Annotated in this window: 11 protein-coding genes and 1 pseudogene; all 12 read left to right on the forward strand. The window is 48.5% G+C overall.

Annotated elements, in window-relative coordinates:
- Positions 1–58: 58 nt before the first annotated feature.
- The 12 genes and pseudogenes from ACN6NF_RS04675 to ACN6NF_RS04730 all read left to right on the forward strand — a co-directional run bounded on the left by ACN6NF_RS04675 (position 59) and on the right by ACN6NF_RS04730 (position 13,952).
- Positions 59–1,627 (forward strand): limonene hydroxylase, encoded by a 1,569-nt coding sequence (locus tag ACN6NF_RS04675; protein ID WP_474315573.1) that lies wholly within the window; start codon positions 59–61, stop codon positions 1,625–1,627.
- Positions 1,628–1,646: 19 nt separating this feature from the next.
- The gene (locus ACN6NF_RS04680) at positions 1,647–2,465 is read left to right on the forward strand and encodes a nucleotidyltransferase domain-containing protein (RefSeq protein WP_474315574.1); all 819 of its coding nucleotides are present in this window, start codon (positions 1,647–1,649) and stop codon (positions 2,463–2,465) included.
- A gap of 21 nt (positions 2,466–2,486) precedes the next feature.
- Positions 2,487–3,926: a 3' terminal RNA ribose 2'-O-methyltransferase Hen1 gene (locus tag ACN6NF_RS04685; RefSeq protein WP_474315576.1), complete on the forward strand. Its 1,440-nt coding sequence runs from the start codon at positions 2,487–2,489 to the stop codon at positions 3,924–3,926.
- On the forward strand, positions 3,923–6,532 hold the full coding sequence (locus ACN6NF_RS04690; protein ID WP_474315577.1) for a polynucleotide kinase-phosphatase: 2,610 nt from the start codon (positions 3,923–3,925) through the stop codon (positions 6,530–6,532). The genes ACN6NF_RS04685 and ACN6NF_RS04690 overlap by 4 nt, the downstream gene beginning before the upstream one ends.
- 20 nt (positions 6,533–6,552) lie before the next feature.
- Entirely contained in the window at positions 6,553–7,350 is a 798-nt protein-coding gene (locus tag ACN6NF_RS04695; protein ID WP_474315579.1) for a TatD family hydrolase, read from the forward strand.
- 456 nt (positions 7,351–7,806) lie between these two features.
- On the forward strand, positions 7,807–8,403 hold the full coding sequence (locus tag ACN6NF_RS04700) for an ECF transporter S component (RefSeq protein WP_025364112.1): 597 nt from the start codon (positions 7,807–7,809) through the stop codon (positions 8,401–8,403).
- Positions 8,403–9,885, forward strand: a pseudogene (locus ACN6NF_RS04705) (ABC transporter ATP-binding protein). Before ACN6NF_RS04700 ends, ACN6NF_RS04705 begins: the two are co-directional and overlap by 1 nt.
- Entirely contained in the window at positions 9,860–10,651 is a 792-nt protein-coding gene (locus ACN6NF_RS04710) for an energy-coupling factor transporter transmembrane component T family protein (RefSeq protein ID WP_474315580.1), read from the forward strand. Before ACN6NF_RS04705 ends, ACN6NF_RS04710 begins: the two are co-directional and overlap by 26 nt.
- Before the next feature lie 139 nt (positions 10,652–10,790).
- Complete coding sequence (locus ACN6NF_RS04715; protein ID WP_474315581.1) at positions 10,791–11,516, forward strand: methionine ABC transporter ATP-binding protein; 726 nt, start codon at positions 10,791–10,793, stop codon at positions 11,514–11,516.
- Entirely contained in the window at positions 11,509–12,180 is a 672-nt protein-coding gene (locus ACN6NF_RS04720; protein ID WP_474315583.1) for a methionine ABC transporter permease, read from the forward strand. The genes ACN6NF_RS04715 and ACN6NF_RS04720 overlap by 8 nt, the downstream gene beginning before the upstream one ends.
- A 148-nt stretch (positions 12,181–12,328) precedes the next feature.
- Positions 12,329–13,186, forward strand: coding sequence for a MetQ/NlpA family ABC transporter substrate-binding protein (locus tag ACN6NF_RS04725; RefSeq protein WP_474315585.1), 858 nt, complete (start codon positions 12,329–12,331; stop codon positions 13,184–13,186).
- 346 nt (positions 13,187–13,532) lie between these two features.
- On the forward strand, positions 13,533–13,952 hold the full coding sequence (locus ACN6NF_RS04730; protein ID WP_474315587.1) for a hypothetical protein: 420 nt from the start codon (positions 13,533–13,535) through the stop codon (positions 13,950–13,952).
- Positions 13,953–13,956: the final 4 nt, after the last annotated feature.

Consider the following 13,956-nt stretch of genomic DNA (forward strand, 5'->3'; position numbering starts at 1 on the left):
AGGGATATAAGGTAGCACGATAAGTAAGAAGCAGTACATAACAGAAGGGTGATGCAACATGTTTGGACGATTCAAAAATGAAGTGTTATATCCATGGGTAGGTAAGCTTTCGATTTATGAAACGATTAAGCAGGGACTGGACCCTCAGGGTAGGCTTACGGATGATCATTTGCCAGATGATGAAGAATACTGGGCAGGTCACAAGATGCGTTGGGTGGCAGGAGGGCTGGATGGAGCGTTTGGGCATCACGGCGCTGGCGGAGATGGAGAGACTGACAAAATTAAGGATCTGGCGCAGTTGTTGTCCAGACAATGCCGGAAGCCAGGGATGAAGACGAGACGTGAGACGTATGTACGCTTGATGGAGGAAAATGCACTCAGCCTGATTGATCCGCTGCTAGATGCGGTGCGCGAGCATCCAGCAATTCAGCCGGATCGATTGTATGAGGAAGCACGTTGGCTGGCTGAACACGGAGCACATCGTAATGTGGTTAAGTTTGGTATTGCATTGCTTGGATTGCTGGAGACGGATCAGCACCACGAGCTTATTTTAACACTAGCCAAGCATGATGAATTCACGCTATATGCGGCTGTAGCTATCCGTAATATCTCGGAGCAGGCCAACGAGCAGTTGTATAGGTTAGCGTCACAGGTACATGGCTGGGGACGTATTCACGTAGTAGAACGGCTGGAGCCGACACGGCAGGAAATACGTGATTGGTTATTACGGGAAGGATTCCGTAACAATGTCATGTATGAGTATCTTGCTTATGAGTGCGCTCATAAAGGCGAACTGCATACAGCCATCGCTGTACCGCACATTGATCAGGATTTGTTTGACGGGGCGGGTGATATTCTATCAGCTTTGCTGGCAGCAGGCGGACCTGCGGAAAGTATAGATGATTATGAGCATGCCGCTATGGTCATAGGCAACTACCTTCGCCATGCTAAGGCCATGTGTACGACTGTGAAGCATTTTACGATCATCATGGATATTGCGGATTTTCTGGGTGAAGAAGACGATTCATGGGAGGCACGTTATGAGCATGAATGGACGCCGGAATTGCGTAAACGTTACGCGTCGATATGCCAGCAGATGATGGACGATCCACAGTGGGTAAAGCCGGTAGAACAGGAGCTACAGCATGCAAATTCACCGCATCTCCACTATGCCATTCGTGTAGCTCGAATGCTAGCACTAGATGTATGGCCCGTGCTATTTGATCAATTAAGCCAATACCCAGTCAAGCCTAATCTGTACTTTGAACTCATCAGGACAGAGGATGAACAACGGGCTCGTAAGCTGGTGGCTTTTGCAGAAAATCGCTTGCCTCTGGAAGAGATTGCTTCTGGTCCTGCTGATGTGCCAGGCTTTGGACCGGAGTATGAAGCGCATCAGTGTCTGGGTATTTTGCTTCAGCAATTGTCTTCTTACGAAGGAATGGGGCAAGAGCTAGTTGCTGCCGGACTCTGGAGTCCGGTGACCTCCAATCGCCGTGCAGCGCTTCATGTACTCAAGGAATGGCCCTCTGAGCTGTGGGGAGAGGCAACGACAGAGCGCCTTCGCCGCTTATCGGTAGCTGAAGCGGAGGATTCGATTAGAGAACAGATTCGGGAAATACTTTAAGGATAAGGGAGGGAACAACATGACAGATGCGAAGCATGGGCAGGGTTTCATTCAACCGGAAATGCGCGAAACGATTTTGCGTGAGCTGCGTGCGTTGGAGCAGGAGGAGCAGGTGCGCATTGTGTACGCCTGTGAATCGGGTAGTCGGGCATGGGGGTTTCCTTCACAGGACAGTGACTATGATGTACGATTTATCTATGTAAGACCCATAGAATGGTATTTATCTATTTTTGATAAGCGGGATGTGATTGAGCGACCAATCAACGATGCGCTGGATATAAACGGCTGGGATTTGAAAAAGGCGCTCCATTTGTTTCGCAAATCCAATCCGCCTTTGCTGGAATGGCTACAATCTCCGGTTCCCTATCTGGAGCAATATTCAGTGGCTGATCAGATCCGTGCGATCTCGCCGTTAACCTTCTCTCCGAAATCTTGTATGTACCATTATCTGAATATGGCGCGAGGAAACTATCGGGATTATTTGCAAGGTGAGCAGGTGAAGATCAAAAAGTATTTTTACGTGCTGCGCCCGCTGCTGGCCTGTGGCTGGATTGAACGTTACAACAGTATGCCTCCTATAGAATTCGTAGACTTACTAGCGGAATTCATTCCGGTAGATACCGAACTTTATCAGGTGATCGAACATTTGCTGGAACGTAAAAAAGCGGGCGAGGAGCTGGATATGGAGCCGCAGCTTTCAGTGGTGAATGATTTTATTGAGCAGCAAATTGCTTATTTTGAACAGAAGGCGCCTTTGCTTCAGCATATGGAGGGCGGACGGGATCAGCAATTGGACGAGATGTTCCGCGCTGCGGTGAATGAAGTATGGAAAACATAAGCTGGGAAGGAGAAGTGGAGTATGCACATCACGCTAAGAGCAACCGGAAACAATGCCGGGATGATTTCGCATTTGCTCGCCAAGAACCCTTACAATACGTATGATCGCACGGAAAAGGGTGCTCGTGTACGCATGGTGTACACCGTTTTTACGGAGGAAGAGGCAGAAATCGTCATTCAGGCCTCGCCAGATTCGATAGATTTGCTCAAAAATAGTCCGGATAGCTATGACATTACACAATATATTAATGATCGGGAGTTTGTAACCAGCAGCTTGTTTTGCACCTATATTCGCGGCGCGCTTGGCACGGCCTTGAACGGCAAGCCCAAGGAAGACTATGCAGCATGGGTGACGCATCCTTTTGCGCTGGAGTTATCGTTTGGGCCTGTTGCGTCAGATTTGCCGGATGCTGTGGTGGAGGGACTATTTGCGCCGCTGGGCTATCAAGTGACCATCGAACGAGGGAAAGCGGATTATTCTTTTCAGCTGAAAAATCGAAGCACCGTCAGATATGTCACGCTAAGTGGCCATCAGACGGTGCAATATGCGCTGCGTCAGTTATTGCTGTTAATTCCAGTGTTGGATAATTATAAGCACTACTATATTAGCAAAGAAGAGTTTGATAAGCTGAAACGTTACGGTGAAGGCTGGCTGCAAGAGCATCCGATGCGCGAGCTCATCATTCGACGCACGCTTCATTTTACCAATCTGATTGAGCAATTTGAGCAATCTGATTCTGCTGCTACACAGACTGAAAAACATGCGGTCCAAGAACAAAACCATAATCACGAACAGGATCAGCAGCAAGATCAGTCACTGGAGGAAGGAAAGCAACAGCCTGTAATGCGGCTAAATGAGCTGCGGTATCAAGCCATTATGGATGTGATTCGCAAGCTGCCCCGAAGACAGAAAATCGTAGATTTTGGATCAGGGGAAGGGAAGCTTTCGGCTCGGATGGCTCGAATCAAGGGCATTGAAGAGATTTGGGCTGTGGAGCCGTCTGCATATGCACAGGTGAGGGCTGTGGAGCGTTTTGCCAAGCTTGAAAGGCATGCCGATGCAATTCGCCCTACACCTATGATGGGCTCTCTCTTTTATTATGATGAACAATTGAGGGGAAAAGATGTGATGATCCTGTGTGAGGTCATTGAGCATGTGGATGAGCATCGTCTGAACCGGGTGATGGATACGATTGTGACAGAATATCAGCCGGGTGTGCTGATCGTGACGACTCCCAATCGCGAATATAATGAGGTGTATCGTATGGATCAGCAAGAGCTGCGGCATGGCGATCATCGTTTTGAATGGAGCAGAAGCGAGTTTCGTGAACGATGCGAGCATTGGATTGAGGAAGCTCCCTATTCATTAGCGCTGGAAGGGATCGGAGAAGAGGTCGAAGGCTTTGGACAACCGACCCAAATGGCTGTATTTACGCGCAGAAAGGAGCCGAAGACTTCATGAGCATTTCATCCGAACGAACGATTAATCTACCGCATGCTGGACTGGTTGTGTTGGTAGGGGCCTCGAATAGTGGCAAAACCACTTTACTGGACAGGTTGGTGAGCGAAGGGATTCTATTGAAAACGGAAGTGGTATCCTCAGATCATTTTCGCCAGCTGGTCGGAGATACGGAATTTATAGACTGGAGCGGACTTCCAAGGCTGGAATCGGACGTGCTGTTTTATGAGTACCAGCAAATGTCAGCCAAGGCGTTTGAGGCGATGGATACCATTCTGGCTATGCGCTGTCGTCTGAATAAGCTGACGGTTGTGGATGCCACCCATCTGTATGCTGAGGATCGCCAGAAATATGTACAGCTGGCAGCCAAGGCGCATGTACCTGTGATGGCTCTGGTGCTGGATGTACCCGAATCTGTGCTGCTGGAACGTGATGCAGGTAGGGCGCATCCGCGTGGTCGCCAACGGGTCAAGCAGCAGGCACAGCTGTTAAAGCGGAACCTGCGCGGTATCCGGGAAGAAGGTTTTAACGCTTGTTATGTCCTCAAGGATGTAGAAAAGCTTAACTTCGCTCGCCGTGCTCAGCCGCTGTTTCATGATATAGGTGCAGGCATTGATATCATTGGTGACATCCACGGGTGCTACCGGGAGATGCTGGAGGTGTTAGAGCGGCTCGGATATATGGAAGATACGGAAGGACTATACCATCATCCAGAAGGCAGAAGACTGGTATCCGTTGGGGATGTGATGAGCCGTGGCCCAGAATCGTTACTAGCGGTGCAGTTTTGGAAAAAGCACGTGGATGCCGGACTCGCCTACATGATTGATAGCAATCATGGCTGGAAAATCGGTCGTTATCTTGATGGAAGAAAAGTAACTCTCAATCATGGAGATGAACGATTCGCAGAGGAACTGGTTCAATATGAACAAAAGGTGGGCAAGGCAGCAGCGGAACAGCTTAGAGGCGAGCTGAGGGATTTTCTGCTACATGCGCCCTCTCATCTAATTTTCGGCAGAAATGGGTTGCGACACCTGGTTGTGACTCATGCGGGGATTAAGGATCATTTTATTGGCAAACAGTCGGCACGTATTTCTGATTACTGTCGTTATGGAGATACGGATGGTCAGGATGCAGACGGAAAACCAATCCGCAAAGATTGGTTCGTAGACCATGAATCGGGAGAAATAGTAGTATGGGGACATGATCCGAGACCGCAGCCTACGATTGTGAACCAGACGGTGAATATTGATCAGGGTGTGGTATTTGGCGGTATGCTGACCGCTTATCGTTATCCGGAAAAGGAATTTGTCAGCGTTCCGGCTCATGAGAATTATGCGAATGACCCCGATAGCCCACTTGTCCGGTGGCAGAAAAAACGGTTTTCCCCGCCGAATTTACGTAAGCTCATCGCTGGTTACAGTGTACTGACGGAATCGTATGGCGAAGTGCGCGTACAAGGAGAATGGGTCAAATCCGCTATAGATACCGTGTCACATGTGACAGTACCGATGGAGGAACTGGTGTACATTCCACCAACTATGAGTCCTGCTCCCACGGTTTCCGTAGAAGAAGGATATCTGGAGCATCCGCGTGAGGCGCTGGCTTATTATCGTGGTCAAGGCGTACAAACGATGGTAGCGGAGAAAAAGCATATGGGTAGCCGGGCGATTTTGCTATTATTCAAAAACGAACAGGCTGCTGTCGAATATGTAGGATACCCGACATTAGGCACGATCTACAGCCGCAGCGGCCGCCCTTTCTTTGAATCAGGCCTTGCGAAGCAGGTGCTGGAAAAGCTGAATGCCGATCTACAGACTGCCGGGTATTTTGAGCGGAATCAGACGGATTTCGTGTTGTTGGATGCGGAAATTGTTCCGTGGAATCTCAAGGCTCGGGAACTGATTGCTGCACAGTATGCGCATGTGGGTGAAGCAGCTCTGCTGGATCGCAGTAAGCTGGTAGACAAGCTGAAGCAAGCGAAGGCTGCAGGTCGGGAGGTTGGAGACTGGCTGGAGGAAATGGAACGGAAATATGGCAATGCCGTAACGTTCCAAGAAGCTTTTCAAAAATATTGCTGGGATGTAGACGGTCTGGATGAAATTCGTATTGCACCATTTCATACACTGGCCCACAGCGGCCGGACGTTTTTTGACCAATCTCATCTTTGGCATATGGAGCACAACCGGGAGCTGGCAGGACTGTCCTCGCTGTTTATGGAGACAGAGTATCGGGTCATCACGGACGAAGCAAGCGAGGAAGAGGTTATCCGCTGGTGGAACGAGATGACAGAGGATGGTCATGAGGGCATTGTGATCAAGCCGGAACGCTTTTTGATGAAAAATCGGGACAAGATGATTCAGCCTGCAATCAAGGTGAGAGGCCGGAAGTATTTGCATATCATTTACGGTATGGATTATCTTGCCCCTGAGAATTTAAAACGTCTGAAGCAGCGCCGAACGAACAAAAAGGAGCGTCATGCCCTGATGGAAGGAGCGCTTGGTATGGAGGGCGTGGAACGTTTTGTCCGTAAGGATACGGTGGATCGTATTCATGAATGCGTCCTTGCCGCGCTATCTTTGGAATCGGAGCCGATTGATCCGAGATTGTAGTTTGCGAAGGAGGGATTGAGATGGATAGGAGTACACCGTTAATTGATATTGGTGTGAACTTGATGCACCGTTCGTTTCATGCAGATCGGGAACAGGTGGTAGAGAGAGCAGCGGCTGCAGGAATTACACCGTTAATTATTACCGGAACCAGTGTCCGGAGCAGTCGGGAGGCTGCTCAGTATGCGGCTCGTTATCCGGGTAAACTGTACACGACGGCTGGCGTGCATCCCCATGATGCCAAAAGTTGCAGCACAGATACGATTCAGCAGCTCCGCCAACTTGTGGCTCAGCCGCAGGTCGTATCCATAGGGGAATGCGGGTTGGATTATAACCGTGATTTTTCTCCGCGTGATGTACAGCGCCGATGGTTCGGAGAGCAGATTCAACTGGCGGGGGAGCTGCATATGCCTTTATTCCTGCATGAACGAGATGCGCATGAGGACTTTGTCGCTATGTTGCGAGAGCATCAGGGGCTTGTTGATAAAGCGGTGGTGCATTGTTTTACCGGTACTGCACAGGAATTGCATACGTATGTGGAGATGGGACTGTATATCGGTATTACGGGCTGGATCTGTGATGAAGGGCGCGGCAAGCATCTGCGGGAGCTGGTCAGGGATATTCCATTGGACCGGTTGATGATTGAAACGGACGCTCCATTTTTGACCCCGCGTAATTTGCCCGTGAAGCCCAAAGAAGGGCGTAATGAGCCGGTGTATCTCGCTCACATCGCCGCTACGATTGCCGAGTGCACAGGCCGCAGCATGATGGAGATCGAAATTGCGACGACGGAAACGGCCAAACGTTTCTTCGGATTATAGGATTGTCAAAGCCATGGATGTGGTATATATTATAGTGAATTAAAAAGCATTGTCGGGAGCTTGAGATAGTCAGGCTGAGAGGGTGGCCCTTGCCGCCGACCGTGAAATCTGATCTGGGTAATGCCAGCGTAGAGAAACCTAGAACACCTTACAAGAAACAGGAATACCGCCGATTAGCGGCGGCTAGTCGATGGATACGTTTCATATCCTATATCAAGTTAATGAGCTACAGTCTGTAAAAAGTTGCAGACGGACAAGCATGTCTTGTTCTGTACCTGACTTTGGCTTGGTTTTAGTGCAGTAGACTGCTGTGCTATATGAGATATGTCGACAACTGATAATGTATGGTGATCATTTTATGACTGCGCATAAAGCTTGCCTGGAGATTCAGCTCCGGACAGGCTTTTTTTTATGGCCAAATGGCCTATTTTAAAGAAAAAGGGGAGCGTATCAACAATGAATACGAATGTAAGAGTGTCCAAAGGGCTGAAGCTGACTGATATTTTGGTCACGATTGTAATCTCCGTGGTGTTTGGGCTGGTCTACAAAATATGGGGACCTGCCTATGATTTGATGAAACCATTCGGTCTGCACGCCGAGCAACTGATGTATGGCATGTGGTTTATGGCTGGCACGTTCGCTTATCTTATCATTCGCAAACCGGGTGTTGCGATTTTGGCAGAGGTGGCCGCGGCAACCGTCAGTGCCTTTTTGGGAAGTGAATGGGGCATGTCCACCTTGTACTACGGTTTGCTGCAAGGCTTGGGAGCGGAGCTGTTCTTTGCGATTTTTCTGTATCGGAACGCCAACCTGTGGGTTGCTTCACTAGCTGCGGCAGGAGCGGCTGTCACTTCTCTGATTTTAGACTTCAGCTATGGATATATTGATCAGCTATCGACCTGGAACTATGTTTTGTATATTGGATTTCGGATGATTGGCAGTATTGTGATTGCTGGAATATTCGCTTTCTATCTGGCTAAGGCATTGGAAGTAACCGGTGTTACGCGAAGTTTGAGACCGGCAACGGAACAAGATTATAAGGGGCTGGATTGATGAGCCCGGCCAACGAAGATGTGGTGGCTTCGATCACCCGTCTTCGGTTGAAATTCCCCGGTGAGCAAGAGCTGCTTTTTCACAATATGTCCTTATCTGTTCGCAAAGGGGAAAAGCTGCTGCTACTGGGGCCGAGCGGATGCGGCAAATCAACGCTGCTTCAGGTGCTGAGCGGTCTGATTCCACGCACGATAGAAGTGCCTATGAAATACGATGCTGCCGTGATCCCGAGTCTCTCTGGTATTGTATTTCAAGATCCCGACACACAGTTTTGTATGTCATATGCAGACGAGGAACTGGCTTTTGTATTGGAAAATAAGCAGGTTCCAAGGGAGCAGATGCCATCCCGTATTCGCGAGCTGCTAATGCAGGTTGGTCTTCCAACGGATGATATACATCTGCCCATTGCCAGCATGTCACAAGGAATGAAACAGCGGCTGGCGATTGCATCGGTGCTGGCTATGGCACCGGAAGTGCTTTTTCTGGATGAGCCGACAGCCTTGTTGGACGAGGAAGGTACTACACAGGTGTGGGATACCATTCGCAACATTTCGGCAGACCAGACGCTGGTGATTGTAGAGCATAAAATTAATGAAATTGTCCAGGATGTGGATCGGATTGTGGTGCTTTCTGCTCAAGGGGAGATTATTGCGGACGGAAGGGCGGAAGAAGTATTTCATATACACCGACAGGCATTATCCGAGTATGGCGTGTGGTATCCGGGAGTATGGGATGAATCGTCTTCACCACGTTGGAATGATTCTATGACGCAGCAGAATGATGCGTTGCTTGCGGATAGTCCGTCCACTTCAGCATGTACAACAAATTTGCTGGAGTTGGAACATTTTAGCGGACTTCGGGGAGGGAGTTCAGTCATTTATGTGGAGCAAGCACAGTTGAAGCCTGGCGACTGGATTGGCGTGGTCGGTGAAAACGGAGCTGGCAAAAGCTCGCTTCTACTCTCTATGATGCGCTTACTTCACACGCAGGGGCGTTATCGCATGTGCGGAGCTGAGGCAGGCAATACGGAGCAGCTGGCTGAGCGGATTGGGTTCGCGTTTCAAAATCCAGAACTGCAATTTGTAGCGAACACTGTGCGAAGTGAACTGGAGTATTCGTTACCCAAGAGTTTGTTTACAGCTGAACAGTGCAGAGAACGAGTGAATCGAATGCTTATACAGTTCGGACTGGAGCGGCTGGATGAGCGCCATCCGTATCAGCTCTCGCTGGGTCAAAAAAGACGATTAAGTATTGCTACAGCAATGATCCGGGAACCGGAATTGCTGCTGCTGGACGAACCGACCTTTGGGCAGGATGCGCGTAATACCTTTGTCATGCTGGATATGTTGGAACAGCTGAGAGCGGCAGGCACGGCCATTGTGATGGTTACGCATGACCCGGAAATTGTCCGTCGATATTGTACCGATATATGGCGGATTGAAAGGGGAACTACAGTATGAGTCTGTCCTTTCCTCATCATGAAACATGGCTGCATCGTGTGAATCCGGGCCTAAAGCTTGTGATGTTTTCCCTGCTGTTTGTGATCGTTATAGTCATCCATGATCCGAACGTTATGTTTAATGTTACATGTGCTATGCTGCTGTTGCTTGTCTGGTCAGGCCATCCATGGAAGCGGCTGCTGCTGTACGGATCTCCCTTTATATTGGTGTTTATTTCAACCTCAACAGGCATGATGATGTTTGGCAAGGGAGTGACGACCTGGTGGACATGGGGCCTGATCCATATTACGCAGGAAAGCTTTTTTCGAGGCATGCATCTGGGCTTTCGTGCACTGAGTATGGCCGCAGCAGGGTTGCTGTTTGGTTTAACGACTCGTCCGGTGAGCCTTTTTTATTCACTGATGCAGCAATGGAAGCTTCCTCCCAAGTATGCGTACAGCTTTTTGGCAGCTATGCGGTTGATGCCAATGATGCTGGAGGAATTTCAGGCATTGAGACACGCTCACCGCATTCGAGGATTGCATCAGCATGTGTCCAAATGGAATATGTATGCCACGCTGCGCAGGTACGCAATTCCGCTGCTTGCTCAAAGTATCCGGCGTGCGCAGCGCATTGCTATTGCCATGGAAGCCAAGGGTTTTGCTAATGAAACCAAGCGCACGTATTATTATGCGATCGGCTATTCGGCTGTAGATATTATATTTATTTTTTATTTTGTGGTGCTGCTGATACTGGCTTGGGGACTTGGTACCTGCTTTCCTTATGTGGGGGTATGGGATGTACGTTAATTGTTGTCAAAAGGCTTTGCCCGATTTCTGCTCTGTGGTATATTAATGCAATGGGAATTGACGGCTCGTACAGACCCGCCTGGGCTGGCGGGCTTATTACATTTTCCCGCAGTAATGGATCATCAGGAGGCCAAGTTTCATGATTACGCTGCATCAGGTAAACAAGCATTATACCACCTCAAGCGGCCCATTTCATGCGGTTCAATCCGTGTCCCTTCAAGTGGAGGAAGGGGAAATTCACGGTATCATAGGTGCCAGCGGTGCCGGCAAGTCTACGTTGCTCCGGTTGATGAATGTATTGGAAAGGCCGGATGAGGGAAACGTGGTTGTGAACGGGGAGGATCTGACTCGCATGTCGGAAAAACGTCTCCGTGAAGCGCGGCGATCCATAGGGATGATTTTTCAGCATTATCATCTTGTTCATAATCGGACGGTAAGTGGAAATGTAGCAATGCCGTTAGAACTGGCAGGTGTCACGAAAAAAGAGAGAGCGGAACGCGTGCGCGAATGCCTGCAATTCGTCGGTTTAGCGGATAAGGCAGAACAGTATCCGGCACAGCTGAGCGGAGGCCAAAAGCAACGTGTGGCGATTGCCAGAGCACTGGCGAATCGTCCTGCGGTGCTGCTTTGTGATGAGCCGACCTCAGCCCTTGACCCGCAGACGACCGCTGATATTCTGGGCGTGTTAAGGGAGATCAACCGTGAACTGGGAGTTACGATTGTAATCGTCACACACGATATGGACGTGGTACGCAATATTTGTACCCGTGTATCCGAAATGCGGGACGGGAAATTACTTTCAACGAAACATGTAGCTGATCCTATGGTAGGTTCAACCTTGGAAGCAGGTGAAGCTGATGAATGACATGTTGAACATCATTGCACAGTATCAGTCAGAGATATGGAAAGCCATCGGGGAGACGTTTATCATGGTGGGGATTTCTATCGCAGCAGCTGTACTGTTAGGGCTTCCGGCAGGAACGATTTTATATTTGTGCGGTAAAGGGCAAAAATATGAAAATCGGCTGTTCTTCACCATACTGAACAGTCTGGTCAATGTCATCCGCTCGTTCCCATTTTTGCTGCTCGTGGTGTTTATGATTCCATTTACACGTCTGGTGGTAGGTACGGCGCTGGGCACGATGGCTGCTACGGTTCCCTTGTCAGTGGTAGCCATCGCCTATTATTCGAGACTGGTGGAGCAATCGTTGCTTGAGGTGCCCAAGGGTGTGATTGAAGCCGCTACTTCTATGGGAGCATCCACCCTCCAGCTTATTTTTAAATTTCTGTACGTGGAAGCCCGTTCCGGACTTGTACTGGGTTTGACCACGTCCACCATTAGCTTCATCTCCTACTCCACGGTGATGGGCATTGTGGGCGGCGGCGGGGTAGGCGATTTTGCCATCCGCTATGGTTACCAGCGATTTGAAACAGGCTTGATGGCGTTCACCATCGTCGTTATGATTATTTTCGTACAAACGATCCAGTTCACCGGAAGCACCATATCCCGCCGGATCGACAAGCGGTAAATGATAAGTTGTATGGCTTTCACTTGCACCACCCACTATGGGAAATAAAAATGACTTTACAGTATCTCAAAAGCGGAGCGGCTCGATCTCCCACTGTAACTCATTTTATATCTTCCCAATCACAACTAATTTGGAGGTTCATCATCGAATGAGTCGGAAAAACAACATGAAAACGAACTTGAAATTACTTACACTATTTGCAGTGGTTATGCTGCTGGTTGCCGGATGCGGTGGTCAAAAGCAGGCTACACAAGAAACAACAACTAAAGAAGCAGCATCCCAAAAAGAAGTGACCTTGAAAGTAGCCACGCTAATCCCGCCGATGACAGATGTGCTGGATATCGTGAAGCCACTGCTTAAACAGGACGGAGTCAATCTGGAAATCGTCGTGCTGTCAGATAATATCCAACCGAACAACGCATTGGCAAGCCGTGAAGTGGATGCTAACTTCTTTCAGCATGCTCCCTTTATGCAACAATATAATGAAAGCAACAAATCTGATTTGGTAGCGGTAAAACCAATTTACAACGCCATTTATGGCGCGTACTCCAAAAAATACAAGAACGTTAAAGACCTGCCCGAAGGTGCGACGATTGCCATTGCCAATGATCCGGCCAATACGGGACGTTCTTTAGTAATGATGGAGCAAAACGGCCTAATCAAGCTTAAAGAAGGCGTAGGCTATAATGCTACACAGGCTGATATTATTGAGAATAAGAAAAAGTTTGTGTTTAAAGAAGTGGATTTGTTGATGCTGGCGCGGTCGCTGGATGATGTGGACATGGCTGCCATGTATCCCGCATATGCCAAGCCGCTCGGTCTGACACCGAAGAAGGACGCGCTGATTACCGAAAAAGATGATACGCACTTTGCCATTAATTTGGTAGCGCGTAAGGATAATGCAGATTCCGATGCCATTCAAAAGCTGGCAAAACGAATGACTGGACCGGAAGTACGCAAATTTTTTGAGGACAATTACAAGGATAGCGTGGTTCCAGCATTTTAAAATAAATAAGTATTGAAATATTATTTTATGATGATATTTGACCTGTACAATGGAGTGAAGTCTGTGAAGAGCAGATGGTTTTCCTTGTGCAGGTCTTTTTCTTTTTCAACCTTAATATGGATAAATTTCATCGAAATCAGGGTACAAAGTCTTACTTTTTAAGATTTTAGTGTATTACAGCACTGTGAATTTTGGTCATAAAGGATGATAGAGTAATGATAAGGAACCTATTAAAATAAATATACGAACAAACATTCGTTTTTTTTATAAGCGATGTTTGTAGGAGGATCGAGAAATTCAGCTGACAACGGGTCAAAAGCGTCAATAAAGAAGGAAGGGAAACGATATGAAGCTGTTTGTAACTGTAAAAAGTTTGGGAAAGCGCAAGCCCGCACTCGCACAACAGGAAATAGAGCTGAGCCCTACTCCAGAAACATTGCGAGATTTGATTACTGCAACCGTTGCCCTGAATGTTCAAAAGCTACGGGAAAAGCAGGAGAGTGTTGCGTTGATTCCGTTCCTTACAGGAGAGGAAGTTCAGGCACAAGGCGAGACAGGCAAAGTTGGATTCGGTTCCATATATAATGATGGTGTTCCTGATATTGAGGCTGCCGTGAACACGGCGATGCAGGCCTTTGAGGATGGTTTATATAGGGTTTTTGTATGTGATGAGGAAGCAATTGAACTGGACGCTCCTTTGTCACTTCATGCAGGGGATGAGATTGTATTTATACGCTTCACAATGTTGGCTGGAGGCCTATGGTAGAGGA

It is taken from the genome of Paenibacillus sp. TSM33, assembly GCF_056099025.1.